The organism is Pseudomonas sp. IT-P74, from assembly GCF_949768175.1.
In the GTDB taxonomy this organism is placed as follows: Bacteria; Pseudomonadota; Gammaproteobacteria; order Pseudomonadales; family Pseudomonadaceae; genus Aquipseudomonas.
Genome location: NZ_CATKQD010000033.1, coordinates 270233 through 289096, shown reverse-complemented (window position 1 = coordinate 289096; position 18864 = coordinate 270233). Strand labels below are relative to the sequence as shown.

The window sequence follows — 18864 nt, the reverse complement described above, 5'->3', positions numbered from 1 at the left end:
GCCTTGTGTTGCTACCGGCCCGTTGCGAATCTGCGTCTACAGACTTTGGCAGGGGACTAAGTGCAATGAATTCGGCCGTGCAAGGACGTTTTGCCAACCTCGGTATGGCGAAAAAACTGGGTGTCGGGTTTGTCCTGGTGCTGTTGTTGACTGCGCTGGTAGCGGGCATTGGCGTTTGGTCCCTGCAAACCATCAGCCAGCGCTTCGACGGGCTCAAGCAAATGTCATCGCTCAACAGCGGTTTGCTCAAGGTGCGACTGCTGGAGCAGGAGTACGCCTTGCACGGCAATCCGAAAACCGTCGATGCCCTGCACGAGGGCGTCGATGGTTTGATTGCCCTGGCCGGCCAGCTCAAGGCCGCATCTGCGGCCAATGTGCCGGTGATGAATGATGTCGAACAGTCCCTGGGGGCCTATCGCAAGGCCTTCGACGAGTTTGTCTCGCTCAGCCAGGCCAAGGACCTCGCGCTGGAAATGGCCAGTTGGTCGGTGTCCAGCGTGGCCAACAATCTTGATGTATTGCAGTCCGGGCTCGCCGATGACGGCGCCTATACGCTGAAAGATTCCGAAGGCAAGGACGGAGCGCAATTCATTGAGCAGGCCAGTCAGGTCAGCCAGGTTTCACGCTTGATGCTGCAAGCCATGAATGAAGCTCGCGTGCGTCTGGATCAAAGCCGCAAAGGCGACGACAGCGCCGGGCAGGGCAAGATCGAGCAGGCCAGCCAGGCACTGGTCCAGGTCGAGCAGCTCAAGACCACGGTCAAGGACGAGGGGTACCAGACCGTCCTCAATGAGGTGACAGGCCATATTGCCAGTTTCAGTGACAAGCTCGCCGAGTACACCGGCCTGCTGGAACAGGAAAAAACCGTCTATCAACAATTGCATCAACGCGCAGCCCAAGTGGTCGAGCGGGTGGATCAGGCTTATGTCGCGCAAGACCTGGCGATGCAGGCTGAACTGAAAAAGAACTCGCTGCTGATCATTGGCTCTTCCGCGTTGGCCTTGCTGGTTGGGCTGGTTGCCGCTTGGTTCATCACCCGGTTGATCGTGGCGCCGCTGCGTAGTGTGATTCAGGTGGCGCAACAGATTGCCTCGGGGGATTTGAGTGCGACCATCGACGTGACCCGCCGTGACGAAATCGGTCAGCTGATGCAGGCAATGCAGCAAATGGGCGCGGGGCTCAGCCATATAGTCAGCGGCTTGCAGTCGGGTATCGAACAGTTGGCGACTTCCGCCCAATCGCTGTCGGCGGTGACTGAGCAGACCAACCTCGAAGTCAGCACCCAGAAGGAGGAAACCGAACAGGTCGCCACCGCAATGAATCAGATGACGGCCACGGTGCATGATGTCGCACGCAATGCAGAGGAGGCGGCGCTGGCCGCGCAAACGGCTGACGGCAAGGTTGAAAGTGGTCAGCAGGTGGTGCGCCAGAGCATGGCGCGGATCGAGCAGTTGGCGGATTCGGCCACCTCGGCCAGTTCGAGTATCGAAAGCCTGAGTGCGGAAATCCAGAACATCGGCACGGTTTTGAGTGTGATCAAAAGCGTGGCGGAGCAGACCAACCTGCTGGCATTGAACGCGGCGATCGAGGCGGCCCGGGCCGGCGAGCAGGGCAGGGGCTTTGCGGTGGTGGCCGACGAAGTGCGTGCACTGGCCAAGCGAACCCAGCAATCGACCGAGGAAATCGAGCGCCTGGTCAGCGCCTTGCGCTTGGCGGCGCAGTCGTCGGTGCAGCAGATCCAGAGCAGTGGCGAGCTGGTGAAGCTGGCGGTCAGCGATGCCTTGCAGACCGAAAGTGCGCTGGGAAGCATTGCGGCGGCGGTGTCGTTGATCCAGCAGATGAACCAGCAGATCGCCGCGGCGGCCGAGGAGCAGAGCTCGGTGGCCGAGGAGATCAATCGAAGTGTCACCAGTATTCGCGCCAGTGCCGATCAGTCATCGCTGGCGATGCAGGGCAATGCCGCGTCCAGTATTCAGCTGGCGCAACTGGGGGTTGAACTGAAGGGGATGGTGGGGCATTTCAGGCTGTAGGAGCGAGCTTGAACGCGATGGACGCAAGAACAACGTGTATAGCCAGTAAACACGCGTTCTCCTTAACGACCATCGCGAGCAATGCAGTTCAGTTAAGGAAATTGTAGGAGCGAGCCTGCTCGCGATGGACTCAAGAGCGCCGCGTTTAGCCAGTAAACACGCGTTCTCCTTAACGACCATCGCGAGCAATGCAGTTCAGTTAAGGAAATTGTAGGAGCGAGCCTGCTCGCGATGGACTCAAGAGCGCCGCGTTTAGCCAGTAAATACGCGTTCTCCTTAACGACCATCGCGAGCAATGCAGTTCAGTTAAGGAAATTGTAGGAGCGAGCCTGCTCGCGATGGACTCAAGAGCGCCGCGTTTAGCCAGTAAATACGCGCTATCGTTAACGACCATCGCGAGCAAGCTCGCTCCTACAGTGGTTTACGCTGGTCAGTCGTAGATCACTTTCTTCTTCCAGTCCGCGTCAGCCTCGACGTCCTTGAGACCTTCGGTCAACTGGTTGACCTCGCCTTCGACCGGTGCGATGCGATCCATGACCTGGTCATTGGCGCGAGCCAGGAGTTTTTCCAGGTACTCCAGTTGCTCGGCGTAGACCTGTGGTTCCTGTTGTTTGCGCAGGTATTGCACGCCGCGTTCGAATGCCAGGCGAGCCTGCCCGGGCTGGTTCTGTTGCAGGGAGTGCTGGCCGAGGTTGTTGAAGAACTCGATGTGCAGCAGCACCAGGATGTGGCGCACTTCACGGATCCAGCGCTTGGCTTCGTTGGGGGGCAAGAAGCCGTCCTGTGCCGCGCGGGTAATCTGGCCGTGCAGAGCTTCGAGCAGGAAGCGGACATCCTTGGCCTTGGCTTCGGTCTGGATCGGTGCCGGCGGATTGTTGACCGGGATGGATTCACCCTGGCCGACAAGGGCCTCCAGTTCGGCGATCCGTGCCTTGAGGTTGGCGCTGGATTTTTCCAGGTTGAGCAGACGCTGGCAGACGTTGAGTTCCAGGCGGGCCAACAGCAGCTTGAGTGCCGGGGTCATCAACTGGCCGGGGAACGTCTCGGTGATTTCGCCGCAGCGTCGCAGGCGATCATTGAGCTCAATCTTGGTACGGGCCTTTTCCAGCTTGTTGTTTTCCACCACATGGTTCATGTAGCCAATGGCGATCAACAGTGCGATCCCGGCTACAACTAGCAGGGTGATCATGAGTGGCGTCACCGGTAAGACCTCTTTATAGGTTACGCATGGGAGTCTGGTTACTTGGCATTTGAGCGCCCAGGCCCGCACGACGGGTTGGATCGGACATGCTTGTATTTATATCGGCCGGAGCTCCGCTTCTATAAATGATGGCACTCGATATACAGATTGCCATCATCCGGTGGACTATAACGCCTTGGCGGGTGCCAGAATATAGGCGTCAAACGCCGGGCAGCGGAAAAACCGCAATGGCGTCCAAAAGCAGGGCGAAGTCATTGATTTAAATAAATTTATAACAGGGGGTTGACGACATCTCAATCCATCCATAGAATGCGCGCCACTTGCAGCGTAAAGCACACAGCGAAACGAAGCAGGGAGTGAATGTTGTACGTGTGTCCCCTTCGTCTAGTGGCCTAGGACACCGCCCTTTCACGGCGGTAACAGGGGTTCGAGTCCCCTAGGGGACGCCAATGCGGGAATAGCTCAGTTGGTAGAGCACGACCTTGCCAAGGTCGGGGTCGCGAGTTCGAGTCTCGTTTCCCGCTCCAATTTTAAACAGCATTGCTTTCGGGCAGGGCTGAGTGAAACCAGAACCAGGTCTTCGGATACGGCTCTGGACACCGAAACACACACCATGTGTTCCGGGTAGCGTGTCCCCTTCGTCTAGTGGCCTAGGACACCGCCCTTTCACGGCGGTAACAGGGGTTCGAGTCCCCTAGGGGACGCCATTTGCGGGAATAGCTCAGTTGGTAGAGCACGACCTTGCCAAGGTCGGGGTCGCGAGTTCGAGTCTCGTTTCCCGCTCCATATTTAACGAAAACGCCGCTCATTGAGCGGCGTTTTCGTTTGCGCGTAAAAAACCGGCTCAACCGCTGAGGCTTTGTACCAGGCTTTCGAGCGCTTCAGTGGTTTTCTCATCCTCTACCAGTTGCGCAGCCGCAGCTGCTTTGAGTTGGCGTGCCAGGCGGTATTCGCTGGGCGTACAGTTGGCGAACTGCTTGAAGGCACGGGCGAAGTAGGAAGGATCCTTGAAGCCGGCTTCATAGCCGATGCTGGTAATCGGCATCTGGCTGTTGTCGAGCAGGTCTTTGGCGAAGTTCATGCGCTTGTCCAGGATGTAATCCGTGAAGCCAAGCCCATTGGCTTCCTTGAACAGGCGGCTGAAGCGAAATGTTGTCATGCCGCAGCGCTGCGCCAGGTCCCTCTGATCGATACTGTCTCGAAAGTGCTGTTCGATGTACAGCATGATGCTGTTCAGCGCTTGGTGTTTTTGGTGTCCCGAGGTTAGCCGGATGCTGTCCGGCAGAGTCGGGGAGTGATCGATCTGCGATGACTTGCCCTGGCCGTGAGCATTTCGGCGCAACTCGCAGAGCTGAACCACCGCCGTCAGGTAGCGCTTCTTCTCGGTGATCGAGAGCGGTAGCACCATGTATTCCCAAACGGCGGAGCGCATGGCCCAAACCGCCAGTTCCTCGGAATGCTGCACGGTGAACATGGAGATCGGGATGGTGGGGGTGGTGCGCTTGATCTCCAGCAACAGCTTCAAACCTGAAGTGTCAGGGCGATCAAAATGAATGCAGACCATGTCTGCCTGTTCCCTGATGGGCAACACGGAGCTTTTTACCAGTTTGCAGTCGCAGGCGTCCTCGAACTGCGTGACGAGTTCTTTCGTGGACCGATCATGAGTCAGATCGAACCACAGGAGCGATGGCCTTCTGGTCAAATTGGACGTCATGTCTCTACTCTGGGGTTCTAGTGACTCTCTTTGCCAGTATTGCCAATGTGCTATCACTTTGCAGATTTAATCCCGATAGGAAAGATGATTTTTAGATCTATTCGCTCTATGGGTTGCCTGGAAGGCGGCTGCGGACGAATGTTTGCTCGGGCGTCTTCGAAAAAATCGGGGTGAGCCGCCTGTCGCTTGTGAATCAATGGCAATTGCCTTTGCGTTCCAGTGCCCTGTTTACCCCTCCCGTTACTGCTGTAAAGGCCCAATGCTCCGTATTTGGCCGCCCCGCAAAAAAGTCCTAACGATGCGCAAAATCCTCCTAACGCCTATGCCTTCACTCTGACTAGGGTTGCATCAGGCAGCGCAGAAAGTACTGCCTCCGGAAAATAACATTCGAGTGAGGTGGGCAAAATGATCATGCAAACAATCAAGACTTCGGTAGTGAGATTCATCAAAGACGAAGATGGACTGACCATTGTGGAATACGCGGTGGCTGGCGGGCTTATAACCCTGGCGGTTGTCACTGCTTTTACCACCTTGGGCACCGCCATTATCGCCAAGCTCGGAAAGCTGGCTGCTTGTATGGGCGCCACGGGCACAGGGCAGACTTGCACGTAAGCCTATTCCCAGTGAGAGGTGCAGCAGAAAAAACAACATTCGAGTGAGGTGGGCAAAATGATCATGCAAACAATCAAGACTTCGGTAGTGAAGTTCATCAAAGACGAAGATGGCCTGACCATTGTGGAATACGCGGTGGCTGGCGGGCTAATAACCCTGGCGGTTGTCACTGCTTTTACCACCTTGGGCACCGCGATTATCGCCAAGCTCGGTAAGCTGGCTGCTTGTATGGGCGCCACGGGCACAGGGCAGACTTGCACGTAAGTCTATTCCCAGTGAGAGGTGCAGCAGAAAAAACAACATTCAAGTGAGGTTGGCTAAATGATCATGCAAACGATCAAGGCTTCGCTAGTGAAGTTCGTCAAAGACGAGGATGGTCTGACCATTGTGGAATACGCGGTGGCAGGTGGGCTAATAACCCTGGCGGTTGTCACTGCTTTTACCACCTTGGGCACCGCCATTACCACTCAGCTCGGTAGGCTAGCCGCTTGTATGGGCGCCGGTGCGGGGACGTGCACGTAAGTCTATTCCCAGTGAGAGATGCAGCGATGCCTATTGAGCAGATGTTTACATCAATAGTTCTGTTAGGGCTGCTTGGTATTGCGGTGGTGAGCGACCTTCGTCGCCACCGCATCCCCAACCTGCTGGTTCTTATAGGACTTGTTTTGGGTTTGACCAGTCAGGCTTACGCCAGTGGAGTTGAGGGGCTTGGTAATGCTGCGCTGGCCATGCTGATCGGCTTTGCAGTGTTTCTACCCTTGTACGCACTGGGCGGTATGGCCGCCGGGGACGTCAAGTTGATGGCCATGGTCGGATGTTTTTTTACACCGCATAACGCGTTGTGGACGGCGTTTTTCAGTCTGATGGCCGGTGGTTTGTGCGGTTTTTTGATCATCCTTGTTCGTGGCCAGCTGCTGCAAACCTTCGCGCGCTACTGGTTGATATTAAGGGCGCGAACCTACTTGGTTCCGGCGGCAGATGAAGTGGCCGGAAAGCCTTTCCCATACTCCGTTGCAATTTTGCTCGGAACCCTGGCCAGTGGCTATTGGCTGCAGATCGGCCCGTAGCCCAGGAGGCTAGTCATGCACGTTATCGTCGAAAGTGATGCCTACCCCAGCGATCGGGGAGCGGTGCAACGCCTGGCTCCTCAGCCCTGCACTATTCGCGAAACTGGCCTGACGGACAGTTTTCTCGGAGAGTTAGTGTGCAAGCATTTGTTTGATGCCGGCGTGTTGGACATGTCGCGGCTGGTGGAGCGCCTGGCGCTGACTGGCGCGGTACTTGAAGAGGTCCTGGCGTTTCTGCGCAAGGATGGCCGTGTCGAAGTGCTGGGCCAGGTGAGTCAAACGGGTGGGCAGTCGCTGCGTTATGGCCTGACCGAACGCGGACGCAGTGCCGCCCGCGATGCCCTGTCGCGTAGCGGTTATATCGGTGCGGCACCGTTTCCGGTGAGCACCTACCGGTCACTGATTAAGCTGCAGACCATTCACCATGGTCGCATCAACGCCAACGATATGCGCAATGCCCTGGCTGGCGTAGTGCTCACGGAGGAGATGCTCGATCAGTTGGGTGTGGCGATGAACTCCGGGCGCGCGATCATGATTTATGGCCCCGCGGGTACCGGCAAGACTTATGTCAGCAGTCGGCTGATCCGTCTGTTCGCCGAGGCCATCTGGGTCCCTCATGCCATCGTCATCAACGAGTCGGTGATCGAGATCTATGACCCGCAGGTGCATCAGCGGCTCGATGATAACGTTCAACAGAACACTCTGATGCTCAACGAGGGCATTGACCGCAGACTGCTGTGCTGCAAACGCCCGATCGTGATCACGGGCGGTGAGTTGAGCATGGAACAGCTGGACGTTCGTTATGACCCTTTTACCCGTCAATACCAGGCCGCCTTGCAGCTCAAGGCCAGCAATGGCCTGTTCATCATCGACGATATGGGGCGCCAGCGCATGGCACCCGCCGAGCTGCTCAATCGCTGGATCGTCCCGATGGAAGAGAAGCGCGACTTTCTCAATTTGGGCGGCGGTCGGCATTGCGAGTTGCCGTTCGATCTGATTCTGGTGTTCTCCACCAACCTCAATCCCCTGGAGCTGGCCGATGAGGCCTTCCTTCGGCGGATTGGCTACAAGCTGCAATTCGGTTACCTGAAGCCCGAGGAGTACGAAAAGATCTGGCGCCAGGAAAGCGAGCGTCTGGGCATTTCCTATGACCCGTTGCTGGTGCGTTATGTATTGCAAAGGCTTTATGCAAGTGAAGGCATGCCCCTGGTGCCCTGCCATCCCCGCGATCTCCTGAACATGGCGCTCGATCGCCAGCGTTATATCGGCGGTTCCGGACCACTGTCACCGAAAGAATTGGAATGGGCCTGGCACAACTACTTCGTCCAGCTCAACTTTCTTTGATGCGGAGATACTGACATGAGCTCTCGTACGCTGACCCTGATAGGCGTTTCCCTGGCCATGGGCCTAGGGGCTGCATGGATGGCCGATTCCTGGCTGAGCGCGCGGCTCAATGCCAGCCCGGATGACCACCTTCGAAACGTGGTGGTCGCCACGGTCGAGATTCCATTCGGACAGATGGTCGAGGCCCAGCAGGTCACGACGGTACGCATGCCCATGGATACGGTCCCGGACGATGCCTTCGATGCCAGCGAAAAAACCGTAGGCAAGATCGCAACGTTCGACATTCTGCGGGGCGACATCGTGCGCGGCGCGCGTCTGAGCGAACACCTGGGTGGCAGTACCCTGGCTTCTTTGATTGCTCCTGACAAACGCGCCATATCGGTACGGGTGGACGATGTGGTCGGCGTCGGCGGATTCCTGTTACCGGGTAACCGGGTCGATGTACTGGCGACCAAAACCACCAGTACCGGCAACAACAGCAACAGCGCCACGTCCAGGACCATCCTCGAGAACTTGCGGGTGTTGGCGGTGGATCAGACCGCGGGCACCGACAAGACCCAGCCGGTCGTGGTGCGCGCAGTGACCCTGGAGATGTCGGCCGCTGAAGCGGAAGCCCTGGTTACGGCGCAGACGGAAGGCAAGTTGCAACTGGCGCTGCGTAACCCGCTGAACCTCGAGAAGAAAGCAGCGGTCGTTGCGCCTGCTACGCCTGTTGCCCCGGCCATGGCAGTGGCCACTGCAGAGGCGCCAAAACGCGTGGTACAGCGCAGCAGTGGCGAGGGTGCGGGTATCACCGTTATCCGCGGGACCGAAGCCAAATTAGTCAACATTCGCTGACAGTGTGCAACAGGTGCCAGGGCACCAGGGTATTGGCGGAGCCGATCCGGATCAGTGTCGGCAATCGAGGGCTTGATGATGAATCTTCGTATTCAGCAGCCGTTCACTTCGACGCCAAGGCGCCAGGAAGGATCGGTGAGTGTATTGATGGTGATCGCGTTGGCGGCGATGGCCATGATGGCGGCGTTGGCCTTGGATGGCGGGCATATGATGCTGAACAAAACGCGCCTGCAGAATGCGGTAGACGCCGCCGCCCTGAGTGGCGCCAAAACCTTGAGTCAGGTGGAGGGGGGCGTCAACACTGTCAGCGCGGCTGACGCGACGCGTACCGCCGCGCTCAATACGCTGACACAAAATGCCAATGCCACAGGCAACAACGAATTGGCCACGGCGGTCGGCGGCGACGCCGGTGCATTTGCAGTGGTGGGACTGGCAAGCAGCGTCTATGGCCCGTTCACCTTTCCCGGGCCGACGGATGCCAAATACGTTCGGGTATCGGTAGCGAGTTATGGCCTGACGGGATTTTTCTGGAGCTTCGCCCAGTCATTAGGCGCCGTGGGGAACAAAGCGGTGGCGGCGATCGCCACAGCGGGACCCAGCCCCACCAGCCCCTGCGATCTCGCGCCTTTGATGGTCTGTGGCGATCCGGCTCAATACAACCCAGGCGCCGGTATGTTCTGGGGCTTCCAGTTTGGTGATTTGAAGGTATTGAAGACGGCTTCCGGCAATCAGTCGCCCATTGGTCCAGGCAACTTTCAGTTGCTCGATTTTGGCACGGGCGGCAATGCGGTCAGGGAGGAGATGGCCGGAGGCGGCGAGGTCTGCCGCAATGTGGGAGACAACGTCGCGACCGAGCCTGGCAACAAGGTCGGCCCTGCGTCTCAAGGCCTGAATACGCGCTTTGGCATCTACAACGGCCCGGTCAGTGCCTCGGCCTATCCTCCGGACCTGGTGACCACGTCCAGTAACCCCGCCATCACTGACGACGGCACAGGCCCGAAGTACCAGGGGCAAACCATCACCTCGAACAATGGCACTCTCACGGCAGGCGGCAACCCGATACTGGACTATAACGACTGGCGTACGAGCGTTGCCGCGTGTGTGGCCGGGGGCAGTGGTTGTCAGGGCAATGGGGTGTTCGAGCGCCGGATGCTGAAAATCGTGGTGGGTGACTGCGCCGGGAAAAATAGTGGTTCAACCTCGATCCCCGTCCTCGGTTTTGGCTGTTATTTCGTGGTGCAGCCCATGGATGGCGGCGGCGGGGAAGCGGAGATCTTCGGTCAGTTCGTGAAGGAGTGCGAAGGCGACAACGTGGCCGGCCCCTCGCCGTCCACCGATTCCGGCCCGCAGATCATTCAACTCTACAAAACCTATCTCAACGGCAGCGGCACTCCGAGCACTGACTCGTAGGGGGACGTCATGAGACTTCATGGATTTAAACATCGACAGCGCCAGCAAGGCCTGGCCATGGTGGAGTTCACCCTCATCATGCCGGTGTTGCTGTTGCTGTTACTGGGCTTCGGTGAGTTCGGCCGCATGCTCTATCAGTACAACTTGTTGCTGCAAGCCAGCCGCGATGCCGACCGTTTCGTCGCCAGCCAGGCTTGGGACTCGACGCTGGGTGCGGTCTCTCTGAGCAATACACTACTGACCCAGACGAAAAACGTTGCGGTGTATGGCGTGCCTGCCAACACCGGGACCGCTGTGGTGTCAGGGTTGACGACTGGCAACGTGGTCGTCGCCGCCGTGGGCACCGACCATGTGCGGGTCACCATCACTTACACGTTCTGCCCGGTGATTGGCGCTGGCAATTGCGCCGGATCGCTTCCCGGTTTTTTTGGTAATCAGATTGCGCTGGGCATTCCGCTGGTCGCCACTACCGTGATGAGGGCCCTGTGATGAACAGAAAACACATGCGCGGCACCTATACGGTGGAGTTCGCCATCGTTGGTCTAATGGTGTTCACGCTGTTGTTCGGTGTGTTGGAAATGGGCCGCCTGTACTTTACGGTCAATGCGCTGGATGAAGCCGTGCGCCGTGGTACGCGACTGGCGGCGGTGTGCAATATCAGCGATCCGGTGGTGTTGCGGCGGGCGATCTTCAACGCGGCGGGCGATGCAGGAAATAGCCAGCTGATCGGCAACCTGGCCACCACCAACCTGACATTGACCTATCTGGACGTAAACGGTGCCCAGGTGGCCAACCCCGCTGACACTGTAAGCGCCAATGGCTTTCGTGCCATCCGCTATGTCCAGTTGAGTCTGCAAAATTTCGTATTCAATCTGTTTATTCCCGGGTTCGGTGTGCCCTTTACGCTGCCTACATTCAGGGCAACGTTGCCACGTGAAAGCCTCGGGCGTCATTCCGATTCCGGGGAGATCACGCCATGCTGAATACCAAGGAAAATCCACTCTCTACCTCGACCGGCAAAGCCGGGCTACGGTTGCTGATCAGCAGCCGTGATGCCACGTCGTTACGCGACCTGCAGAGTGTCTGCCAACGCATGCCCAGCCTGGAGGTCAGCACTCGCCTGGTGAGCAATGGGCATGTCGACCCGCTCTATGGCCTGGACCGGATGCCCGATCTGTTGCTGTTGCGCGTCAGCCATCTGTGGCGTGAAGAGCTGGCGGCACTGTTGCAGCGCCCGGCCCATGAGCGTCCGCCGATGCTGGTGTGCGGGCTGCTGAGCGAACAGGAAAGCATGCGCCTGGCGATGCAGGCCGGCGCCCGTGACGTGCTGCCGGAGCCCGTCGCCGAGACGGAACTGGTCGCCGCCTTGAATCGGCTGGTCATGGAGGTTCGGACCGGCAGCGGGACAGAAGGCAAATTGCTCGCCGTGATCAGCGCCAAGGGAGGATCCGGCGGCACCATGCTGGCTTGCAACCTGGCTCAGCAACTCAGCATGAAGGGTGGCAGTACCCTGTTGCTGGATATGGACCTGCAATTTGGCAGCGTGACGCATTACCTGGATGTGGCGCAAACCCACAGCCACCTGGAGGTGTTGCATCAGATCGACGGCATGGACAGCGTCGCGCTACGGGGTTTTTGCAGCCACTTCAGCCCGACCTTGCATGTACTGGGTGGACGGGCCGGTGAGCTGTGCCTGCCGCAGGATGCCCAACCCGAGCAACTTGACACCCTGATGCAGCTGACCCGCGCCAGCTATGACTGGGTAGTGATCGATCTGCCACGGCAAATCGACCACCTCACCGGCTCCGTACTGGAACAGGTGGATAGGGTGTACGTGGTGGTGCAGCAAAGCGTCAGCCATTTGCGCGATGCCAGCTCCCTGGTGCGGATTCTTCGCGAAGACCTGGGCGTGCGTGGGGATCAGTTGCAGATAGTGGTCAACCGCTATGACAAGGCGGCAGCGGTCAGCCTCAAGGATATCGGCGAGGCGCTGCGCTGCACGAACCTGTCGAAATTACCCAACGACTTCAATCTGGTCAGCCAGAGTCAGAACACGGGCGTGCCGTTGGAGCTGCATGCGCCGAAGGCGGCGATCACCGTTGCCCTGCGCAACGTGGCCGATGAGCTGGTCGGCAATCAGATGGCTGGAAAAAAAGGCGTGTTCAAACGCGCCTTCAACCGTTTTTTCGGGGGGTGACCCATGATCAGCGACTTTCGTAACCGCTTGCGCAAACAGTCCGGTAAACCCGCCCCGTCGTCGGCTAACCAGCCGGGTGACGACCCGACGGATCCGGCAGAGGAAATAATGGCGTGGGAACGTGCAACGCCGGACGTTCTTTACGAAACCAAAAGTCAGGTCACCCCGGTGGAAGCCGAGTGGCGAGAAAAGATCTACCAGCAGTTGCTCAAGGTCATGGACTTGTCCTTGCTGGACTCCCTGGAACAGGCTGAGGCTGCGCGGCAGATTCGCGAAATTTGCCAGCGCCTGCTCGATGAGCATTCGGCACCGGTGAGTACTTCCAGCCGCCAGTTGATCATCAAGCAGATCACCGATGAGGTGCTCGGTCTGGGGCCTCTGGAACCGCTGCTGGCCGATCACACTGTGTCCGACATTTTGGTCAACCGGCATGACTCGGTGTATGTCGAACGCTTCGGCAAGCTGCAACGCACTGATGTGCGTTTTCGCAATGATCAGCATTTGCTGAACATCATTGACCGCATCGTCTCCAGCCTGGGTCGGCGTATCGATGAGTCCTCGCCGTTGGTGGATGCGCGGCTCAAAGACGGTTCACGGGTCAACGCGATTATCCCGCCGCTGGCCATCGACGGCCCGAGCATGTCGATCCGGCGCTTTTCCGTGGACCTGCTCAATACCGACAGTCTGATCCAGGTGGGGGCGTTGACCCCAGCCATTGCCCTGCTGCTCAAGGCGATTGTCCGTGGGCGCTTGAACGTGCTGATTTCCGGTGGTACCGGCAGCGGCAAGACCACCATGCTCAATGTGCTGTCCAGTTTCATTCCGCACAACGAGCGGATCGTCACCATCGAAGACTCGGCCGAACTGCAACTGCAGCAGCCCCACGTGGTGCGTCTGGAAACCCGGCCTTCGAATATCGAGGGGCGTGGCGAGGTGAGTCAGCGGGAGTTGGTGCGTAACAGCCTGCGGATGCGGCCGGACCGCATCGTGATCGGCGAAGTGCGCGGCGCCGAGGCGCTGGACATGCTGACGGCGATGAACACCGGTCACGACGGCTCGCTGACCACGATCCATGCCAACACCGCGCGCGATGCATTGGGGCGAATCGAGAACATGGTGTCGATGACTGGGGCGACCTTTCCGATCAAGGCCATGCGCCAACAGATCGCTTCGGCCATCGGAGTGGTCATCCAGCTGGAGCGCCAGGAGGACGGCAAGCGCCGCCTGGTCAGCGTGCAGGAGATCAACGGTATGGAGGGCGAGATCATCACCATGACCGAAATCTTCTCCTTCGTGCGCCACGGCATGGGCGAAAACGGCGAAGTACTCGGTGATTTTCGGCCCAGCGGCATGATCCCCGCCTTCCGCGATGTGCTGGCCAAGCGCGGCATCGAGTTGCCGCTGACGATGTTCAGGCCTGAGTGGATGGAGGCACGGCAATCATGAACCAGGTTCCTGGTGAATTCATTCTGATGTTCCTCGGCATGGTGTTTATTGCCGTCTTCCTCCTGTCCCAGGGCGTGGCGGTGCCGGTATTCGGCGAGGCCGGCAAGATGCGCAAGCGTATTCGTGGCCGCTTGCATGTACTGGAGAAAGCCAACAATCAGTCCAGTATGCAGACTGTGTTGCGACAGAAATACCTGACGCGTTTGTCGCCATTGGAGGCCAGGCTTGAGCAGCTGCCTTTTATGGAGGCATTGACGCAAATGATTGAGCAGTCCGGGCACGAATACCGAGTCTATCGGGTATTGCTGCTCGGGCTGGTGCTGGGAGTCTGGGCGGGTATCTTGATCTGGATGGTTTGGTCAGTCTGGTGGATGGCGCTGCTGGTGGGTTTCGCGGTCTTCTGGTTACCCATACTGAAAATCTCTCGCGACCGTGGCAAGCGTTTCGCTGCGTTCGAGGAAGGCCTGCCGGATGCGCTGGACGCGATGTGCCGCGCTTTGCGCGCCGGACACCCCTTCAACGAAACCCTGCGCCTGGTGGCCGAGGAACACAAGGGGCCGGTTGCTCATGAGTTCGGCCTGACGTTCGCCGATATCAACTATGGCAACGATGTGCGCCGGGCCATGCTCGGTCTGCTGGAGAGGATGCCAAGCATGACGGTGATGATGCTGGTGACCTCGCTCCTTATCCATCGCGAGACCGGCGGTAATCTCACCGAGGTGCTGGAGCGTCTGAGTCTGCTGATCCGCGGGCGCTTCCGCTTTCAGCGCAAGGTCAAAACCCTGTCGGCCGAGGGGCGGATGTCGGCCTGGATACTGGTGGCCATTCCCTTCGTACTGGCGGCTGTGATTTTGTTCACTACCCCTAAATACATGCCGTTGCTGATCAATGATCCGATGGGCCATAAGCTGATACTTTGGGCTTTTGGTGCCATGTTGGTCGGGATTTTCTGGATTCGCAAAATTATCCGGATCCAGGTTTAAGCGGTATTCGATACCGGGAGGTACAGGTCATGGATTTTTTACTCGGGTTATTCAGTCGGGTGACGGGGAACGAGGAGATGGCGCGCCTGTTGTTTCTTGGCGCGATCGGTTTGAGTACGGTACTTGCGGTGGGTGCCGTGATCCTGCTGATGATTGGGCTACAGGATCCCGTGCAGCGTCGTCTGGCGCTGATCAAGCGTGGTCATTTAGGCAGCGCGACCGGGCAGGAAGCTCCGGGTAACCTGCAACTGTTGCTGGAGCGGGTCGGCCAGCGCTTTGCCTCGGCCGAGTCGGCTCAAACATCCGCCACTCAGACCCTGTTAATGCATGCGGGGTACCGCTCCTCGTCGGCGGTGCAGATGTACTGGGCAGTGCGCTTGATGTTACCGCTGTTATTGATCGGTATTACGTTGCTGCTGTTGCCGATGATTCCCAAGGTGTCCCTGATCATGGGGCTGCTGTTGGTGGGCTTGGTGGCGGGTATCGGATGGTTGGTGCCAGCGCTGTATGTCGCCAAGCGCAAACAGAAGCGACAAGGCCGGCTGCGCGCCGCGTTTCCCGATGCGCTGGATCTGATGGTGGTGTGCGTGGAGTCGGGCCTGGCCTTGCCCGCAACCATCGAACGGGTGGCCGAGGAGATGTCGGTCAGTCAGGTCGAACTGGCTGAAGAACTGGCTCTGGTCAATGCACAAATCCGCGCGGGTATTTCCAGTACTGCGGCGCTCAAGCAACTGGCTGTGCGCACAGGCCTGGATGACGTACAAGGTCTGGTCAGCCTGTTGGCGCAGAGTATCCGTTTTGGTACCAGCGTGGCCGACACCTTGCGCATCTATGCCGAAGAGTTCCGTGACCGGCGTACGCAGGCCGCCGAAGAGATGGGGGCGAAAATCGGTACCAAGCTGATATTTCCACTGATTTTCTGTCTATGGCCGAGCTTCTTTCTGGTCGCTATCGGCCCAGCCTTGATTGGGGTAATCAAAGCATTCGGGTGAGGTAAAACAGCCGGAGGCTGTCGAGTGCGATGGCCTCGCCATCCGAGCTTGATCTGCACTTGATCTACACATCTCCCCAGAGCTGCCACAGGCTGCGATCTTTTGATTTTTCTGGCAGGCAATTCGTTGCCTGGGCCTTTAATTCAAAAGATCGCAGCCTGCGGCAGCTTCGTGGGTAATTCGGTAAGGGTTGGATAATGTGTAGATACCACTGCTTTCCTGCACACGACATCAAGCCCGGCTTTGCAGCCAGGCTACTCTGGACGACACCAGAGGCTGATCACCCATCGACATGACTCAGTTGCCGATGGTCATTTCTCCCGCTGCATCCTGGTCATAAAATTCCGGAATCGGGTAGTTGAAGCTATTGAGCCAGCGCTGCATGGCCAGGTCACGTTCGGTAGCCGAAGCGGTTTGCAGGTGAGGGGAGGCAACCACACCGCGAATCTGCAACTGCAACCACTGCTCGGTGCCTTGTTGATATGGTGAAGAGGGGCCTGGCTCAATGGCCCAGGCAGTGGTTGAGAGGCAAGCCGTGCACAGGATCAACAGCCGTTTGGTATTCATCTCGACTCCTCGTACGTTCTACTTGTTCGCACTGGAAGAGGCATCGGCTACCTCAGTCTTGCGATTCCCCTCGGAGGCCACCACTTTTTTGGCGGAGGCCTTGAGTTTTTCCGCGCGGTTTTGAGCCTCTACGACTTGCTTGGGGCTCAAGTCGGCGCGGGTCACGAGTTCGGCTGCCGCCTTCCAGTTATCCTGGTAGATCAGCAACGTCACCATATTGAGTGCCGCCAGTGTGTTTGCCTGCTTGAGCTCCATGGCGGTCATGAACTCAAAGCGTGCTTCAGGGATCCGTCGCTGATTGAGGTAGACGACTCCCAGGTCATTTCGCATCCTGTCGTCGGTGGGGGCCATCTTCACCGCACGCTCAAGGTGAGTGGCAGCGGTGGCGTTATCATTTTTGGCGGCGGCCAACTGGCCCAGTCCATGTTCCCCTTCAGCCGCCAGACAGGTGCCGAGCAAGCTTTCGTACAACGGCTGCGCGTCGCCGCTACGCCCCATCAGGCGCAGCACCCGAGCCTTGCGCAGGCGAACCTGGACCACGCTATCGGGCAAACCTTCCAGATTCGCCAGGCTGGCATACAAACGGCCTTCTTCGGCCATGTTGTCGGCCAGGTTCAGGGCCAGTTCTTGCTCCGAACCGGGCTTGGCACAGCTGGCCGGCCGCGAAGTCATGCCATTGCTGGCACAACCTGCGAGCATTAATGTCGCCGCTATTGCAATGACTGCTTTCATCGAATGCCCCTTGGCGACAACACGTTGAACGTCTGGCCAATGGCAGTAAAGCTGGCCCGGCAAGCGTTCAAAGCCACCGTTACGAGTGAGGGCGAGGTCAGTCCGGTTCAGGCTTCGGTTCATTGCGAGAGCCCGCTGAGACTGTCGAAGTCGCCATTTTCCAGGAAAAACATGCGGTAGAAGTTCGGGTCGTAATTGCGCAGCTGCTCGCCAGGCAATGACGGTAGTTGTGCATTGGCAGCCAGTGGCTGGACCAGATGCGGAGTGACGATCATCAGCAGTTCGCGCTCTTCACGGTTGATGGTGTTGTCGCGGAAAAACGCGCCCAGAACCGGGATATCGCCCAGCCCCGGAAACTTGTTCACCTGAGAGTCGTTGTGGGAGCTGATCAGGCCGCTGATGACGAAGCTTTCGCCGTCGGCCAGAGAAATGCTGGTATCGGTACGGCGCACGGTCAGGGCTGGGACTACCGTGCCGGCAATGCTCACTGCGTTGGTGAAGTCCAGTTCACTGACTTCCGGCGCCACCTTCAGCGCGATACGGTTTTTCCCGACGATGGTTGGCGTCAGGGTCAGGCGTATACCGAACTCCTTGTACTCGATGAACACGCTATCGCTGCCTGAACTGGGCACCGGAATCGGTATTTCACCGCCGGCCAGGAAGCTCGCACTTTGCCCGCTGAGCGCTACCAGGCTTGGCCGCGCCAGGGTGTAGGCGAAACCGCTGCCCTCCAGCGCGTTGAGTGCCACCAGGGTACTGCCGGTAGCAAACGTGAGGTTGAACTGGTCGTTTCTCACCGGTATCGACGGCGAGACAATGCCGCCAATGGTGGGCAAGGTTCTCGGCGAGCCGAACAGCCAGTTGCCCCGGACGCCGAAAATCGAGGCGGAGGCTTCCTTGAGCTTGGTTCGGCTGACTTCAACGAAGCGGATATCGGTCTGCACCTGGCTCGGCAGCAGCGGGTCGTCGGAAGGCACCGACGGCGCGCTGGTCAGCGCCGACGTGGCCTTGCCCTTGACGAACACCATGCTTTGGCGCGGCGTTTTCGAACAGGCGGTCCAGACCATCAGGCTGGTGGTCCCCGGCGCAATGCCCGTGAGTATGAAGGCGTTGCTGCCGCTGGGTTGCACGTCGGCGATTTTCGGGTCGCCCACCGCCAGTTGCGTTACCGGAACGGGGCTGCGCAGTTCATTCTGCAGTCCCTGACCGACCTCGTACGTTGTCGGCCAATTGTCCAGTTGCGGGCAATTGGCCGGCGCGGCCTGAGCCGCTTCCACGCTGAGGCCGATCCAGAACAGGCCATGGAAAATTCGCTTGAAAGCGGGCACGGTACGAAGGCTCATTAAGTACATCCTCACTGGATAGACCGTCTTTAGGCGGACTGAGTTGTCTCGGATCACTTCACGGGGATCGGGCTATCCCCCCCAATGCGCCAAACCACTCATCCATGGCCTTGGCGTTATTCCTTGCGTGCTACGTGCGCGCGGGCTCAATTCGCTGATCTGGCGGGACAGCGAGCGACCTTTGCTGAAACGGTTTTCAGTGACCCGGTGACCTGGACTGCCGGCAAGAGCGATATTCGCGGCCATGGACGGCACTGTCCGCTGTCCTGATTTCCCCTGAAAGTAATCGGCAATGCAGGTACAGAGCCGGAAAACGCCTGCCAGGATCATGGTGAGGTAACTCCTTTTGCCAGTCCGCTATCTGATCGCTGAAGCTAACGTGGAAACTC

General features: G+C 58.5%; 19 protein-coding genes, 4 tRNA genes and 1 pseudogene. 19 read left to right on the top strand and 5 right to left on the bottom strand.

What is annotated here, in order from left to right; all coding sequences use genetic code 11:
* Positions 1-65 precede the first annotated feature (65 nt).
* Positions 66-1121: pseudogene (locus tag ACM6J5_RS17725) on the top strand (methyl-accepting chemotaxis protein); the annotation flags it as partial.
* A gap of 27 nt (positions 1122-1148) precedes the next feature.
* Positions 1149-2030: a methyl-accepting chemotaxis protein gene (locus ACM6J5_RS17720; protein WP_371918222.1), complete on the top strand. Its 882-nt coding sequence runs from the start codon at positions 1149-1151 to the stop codon at positions 2028-2030.
* Between the two features lie 430 nt (positions 2031-2460).
* Here the strand turns inward: ACM6J5_RS17720 and ACM6J5_RS17715 are convergent, their stop codons facing one another.
* Positions 2461-3219, bottom strand: a complete 759-nt coding sequence (locus ACM6J5_RS17715) for a hypothetical protein (RefSeq protein WP_172435305.1) — start codon at positions 3217-3219, stop codon at positions 2461-2463.
* A 385-nt stretch (positions 3220-3604) separates the two neighbouring features.
* On the opposite strand from ACM6J5_RS17715, the gene ACM6J5_RS17710 reads away from it, so the two are divergent.
* The 4 genes from ACM6J5_RS17710 (at position 3605) to ACM6J5_RS17695 (ending at position 4017) form a co-directional block, all read left to right on the top strand.
* Positions 3605-3680 (top strand) — tRNA-Glu (locus ACM6J5_RS17710).
* A 2-nt stretch (positions 3681-3682) separates the two neighbouring features.
* Positions 3683-3758, top strand: a tRNA-Gly gene (locus ACM6J5_RS17705).
* A 104-nt stretch (positions 3759-3862) separates the two neighbouring features.
* A tRNA-Glu gene (locus tag ACM6J5_RS17700) sits at positions 3863-3938 on the top strand.
* Between the two features lie 3 nt (positions 3939-3941).
* Positions 3942-4017 (top strand) — tRNA-Gly (locus ACM6J5_RS17695).
* Between the two features lie 58 nt (positions 4018-4075).
* Here ACM6J5_RS17695 and ACM6J5_RS17690 read toward each other — a convergent pair.
* Positions 4076-4945 carry a helix-turn-helix domain-containing protein gene (locus ACM6J5_RS17690; RefSeq protein WP_414929099.1) on the bottom strand — a complete coding sequence of 290 codons (870 nt, stop codon included), beginning with the start codon at positions 4943-4945 and terminating at the stop codon, positions 4076-4078.
* Positions 4946-5350: 405 nt separating this feature from the next.
* On the opposite strand from ACM6J5_RS17690, the gene ACM6J5_RS17685 reads away from it, so the two are divergent.
* From ACM6J5_RS17685 to ACM6J5_RS17625, 13 genes are all read left to right on the top strand, one after another.
* A complete protein-coding gene (locus tag ACM6J5_RS17685) occupies positions 5351-5557 on the top strand; it encodes a Flp family type IVb pilin (protein WP_414929060.1) in 207 nt (68 codons plus the stop codon).
* A 57-nt stretch (positions 5558-5614) separates the two neighbouring features.
* Positions 5615-5821 carry a Flp family type IVb pilin gene (locus ACM6J5_RS17680; protein ID WP_414918339.1) on the top strand — a complete coding sequence of 69 codons (207 nt, stop codon included), beginning with the start codon at positions 5615-5617 and terminating at the stop codon, positions 5819-5821.
* Between the two features lie 57 nt (positions 5822-5878).
* Entirely contained in the window at positions 5879-6079 is a 201-nt protein-coding gene (locus ACM6J5_RS17675) for a Flp family type IVb pilin (RefSeq protein WP_414929059.1), read from the top strand.
* 26 nt (positions 6080-6105) lie between these two features.
* Positions 6106-6624 (top strand): A24 family peptidase, encoded by a 519-nt coding sequence (locus ACM6J5_RS17670; protein ID WP_414929058.1) that lies wholly within the window; start codon positions 6106-6108, stop codon positions 6622-6624.
* Between the two features lie 15 nt (positions 6625-6639).
* Entirely contained in the window at positions 6640-7968 is a 1329-nt protein-coding gene (locus ACM6J5_RS17665; protein ID WP_414929057.1) for an AAA family ATPase, read from the top strand.
* A 15-nt stretch (positions 7969-7983) separates the two neighbouring features.
* On the top strand, positions 7984-8805 hold the full coding sequence (gene cpaB, locus ACM6J5_RS17660) for a Flp pilus assembly protein CpaB (RefSeq protein WP_414929056.1): 822 nt from the start codon (positions 7984-7986) through the stop codon (positions 8803-8805).
* Positions 8806-8880: 75 nt separating this feature from the next.
* Positions 8881-10215, top strand: coding sequence for a TadE/TadG family type IV pilus assembly protein (locus ACM6J5_RS17655; RefSeq protein ID WP_414929055.1), 1335 nt, complete (start codon positions 8881-8883; stop codon positions 10213-10215).
* A gap of 9 nt (positions 10216-10224) precedes the next feature.
* Positions 10225-10704, top strand: a complete 480-nt coding sequence (locus tag ACM6J5_RS17650; RefSeq protein WP_414929054.1) for a TadE/TadG family type IV pilus assembly protein — start codon at positions 10225-10227, stop codon at positions 10702-10704.
* Positions 10704-11198 (top strand): TadE/TadG family type IV pilus assembly protein, encoded by a 495-nt coding sequence (locus tag ACM6J5_RS17645; RefSeq protein WP_414918332.1) that lies wholly within the window; start codon positions 10704-10706, stop codon positions 11196-11198. Before ACM6J5_RS17650 ends, ACM6J5_RS17645 begins: the two co-directional genes overlap by 1 nt.
* Entirely contained in the window at positions 11192-12412 is a 1221-nt protein-coding gene (locus ACM6J5_RS17640; protein WP_414929053.1) for an AAA family ATPase, read from the top strand. The genes ACM6J5_RS17645 and ACM6J5_RS17640 overlap by 7 nt, the downstream gene beginning before the upstream one ends.
* Positions 12413-12415: 3 nt before the next feature.
* Complete coding sequence (locus tag ACM6J5_RS17635; RefSeq protein WP_414929052.1) at positions 12416-13858, top strand: CpaF family protein; 1443 nt, start codon at positions 12416-12418, stop codon at positions 13856-13858.
* Positions 13855-14841, top strand: a complete 987-nt coding sequence (locus ACM6J5_RS17630; RefSeq protein ID WP_414929051.1) for a type II secretion system F family protein — start codon at positions 13855-13857, stop codon at positions 14839-14841. The genes ACM6J5_RS17635 and ACM6J5_RS17630 overlap by 4 nt, the downstream gene beginning before the upstream one ends.
* Positions 14842-14870: 29 nt before the next feature.
* Positions 14871-15833, top strand: coding sequence for a type II secretion system F family protein (locus tag ACM6J5_RS17625; protein ID WP_414929050.1), 963 nt, complete (start codon positions 14871-14873; stop codon positions 15831-15833).
* A 297-nt stretch (positions 15834-16130) separates the two neighbouring features.
* Here ACM6J5_RS17625 and ACM6J5_RS17620 read toward each other — a convergent pair whose 3' ends face one another.
* The 3 genes from ACM6J5_RS17620 to ACM6J5_RS17610 form a co-directional block, all read right to left on the bottom strand.
* Positions 16131-16400: a DUF3613 domain-containing protein gene (locus ACM6J5_RS17620; RefSeq protein ID WP_008054116.1), complete on the bottom strand. Its 270-nt coding sequence runs from the start codon at positions 16398-16400 to the stop codon at positions 16131-16133.
* Positions 16401-16418: 18 nt separating this feature from the next.
* Positions 16419-17132 (bottom strand): tetratricopeptide repeat protein, encoded by a 714-nt coding sequence (locus ACM6J5_RS17615; RefSeq protein ID WP_150672621.1) that lies wholly within the window; start codon positions 17130-17132, stop codon positions 16419-16421.
* Between the two features lie 119 nt (positions 17133-17251).
* On the bottom strand, positions 17252-18475 hold the full coding sequence (locus ACM6J5_RS17610) for a type II and III secretion system protein family protein (RefSeq protein WP_150672622.1): 1224 nt from the start codon (positions 18473-18475) through the stop codon (positions 17252-17254).
* Between the last annotated feature and the right edge of the window lie 389 nt (positions 18476-18864).

Excerpts from the sequence above, each read along its gene's own strand:
- ACM6J5_RS17720 (WP_371918222.1), top strand. The coding sequence starts at position 1,149 with ATGCAGGCAATGCAGCAAATGGGCGCGGGGCTCAGCCATATAGTCAGC.
- ACM6J5_RS17715 (WP_172435305.1), bottom strand. The coding sequence starts at position 3,219 with ATGATCACCCTGCTAGTTGTAGCCGGGATCGCACTGTTGATCGCCATT.
- ACM6J5_RS17690 (WP_414929099.1), bottom strand. The coding sequence starts at position 4,945 with ATGACGTCCAATTTGACCAGAAGGCCATCGCTCCTGTGGTTCGATCTG.
- ACM6J5_RS17685 (WP_414929060.1), top strand. The coding sequence starts at position 5,351 with ATGATCATGCAAACAATCAAGACTTCGGTAGTGAGATTCATCAAAGAC.
- ACM6J5_RS17680 (WP_414918339.1), top strand. The coding sequence starts at position 5,615 with ATGATCATGCAAACAATCAAGACTTCGGTAGTGAAGTTCATCAAAGAC.
- ACM6J5_RS17675 (WP_414929059.1), top strand. The coding sequence starts at position 5,879 with ATGATCATGCAAACGATCAAGGCTTCGCTAGTGAAGTTCGTCAAAGAC.
- ACM6J5_RS17670 (WP_414929058.1), top strand. The coding sequence starts at position 6,106 with ATGCCTATTGAGCAGATGTTTACATCAATAGTTCTGTTAGGGCTGCTT.
- ACM6J5_RS17665 (WP_414929057.1), top strand. The coding sequence starts at position 6,640 with ATGCACGTTATCGTCGAAAGTGATGCCTACCCCAGCGATCGGGGAGCG.
- cpaB (WP_414929056.1), top strand. The coding sequence starts at position 7,984 with ATGAGCTCTCGTACGCTGACCCTGATAGGCGTTTCCCTGGCCATGGGC.
- ACM6J5_RS17655 (WP_414929055.1), top strand. The coding sequence starts at position 8,881 with ATGATGAATCTTCGTATTCAGCAGCCGTTCACTTCGACGCCAAGGCGC.
- ACM6J5_RS17650 (WP_414929054.1), top strand. The coding sequence starts at position 10,225 with ATGAGACTTCATGGATTTAAACATCGACAGCGCCAGCAAGGCCTGGCC.
- ACM6J5_RS17645 (WP_414918332.1), top strand. The coding sequence starts at position 10,704 with ATGAACAGAAAACACATGCGCGGCACCTATACGGTGGAGTTCGCCATC.
- ACM6J5_RS17640 (WP_414929053.1), top strand. The coding sequence starts at position 11,192 with ATGCTGAATACCAAGGAAAATCCACTCTCTACCTCGACCGGCAAAGCC.
- ACM6J5_RS17635 (WP_414929052.1), top strand. The coding sequence starts at position 12,416 with ATGATCAGCGACTTTCGTAACCGCTTGCGCAAACAGTCCGGTAAACCC.
- ACM6J5_RS17630 (WP_414929051.1), top strand. The coding sequence starts at position 13,855 with ATGAACCAGGTTCCTGGTGAATTCATTCTGATGTTCCTCGGCATGGTG.
- ACM6J5_RS17625 (WP_414929050.1), top strand. The coding sequence starts at position 14,871 with ATGGATTTTTTACTCGGGTTATTCAGTCGGGTGACGGGGAACGAGGAG.
- ACM6J5_RS17620 (WP_008054116.1), bottom strand. The coding sequence starts at position 16,400 with ATGAATACCAAACGGCTGTTGATCCTGTGCACGGCTTGCCTCTCAACC.
- ACM6J5_RS17615 (WP_150672621.1), bottom strand. The coding sequence starts at position 17,132 with ATGAAAGCAGTCATTGCAATAGCGGCGACATTAATGCTCGCAGGTTGT.
- ACM6J5_RS17610 (WP_150672622.1), bottom strand. The coding sequence starts at position 18,475 with ATGAGCCTTCGTACCGTGCCCGCTTTCAAGCGAATTTTCCATGGCCTG.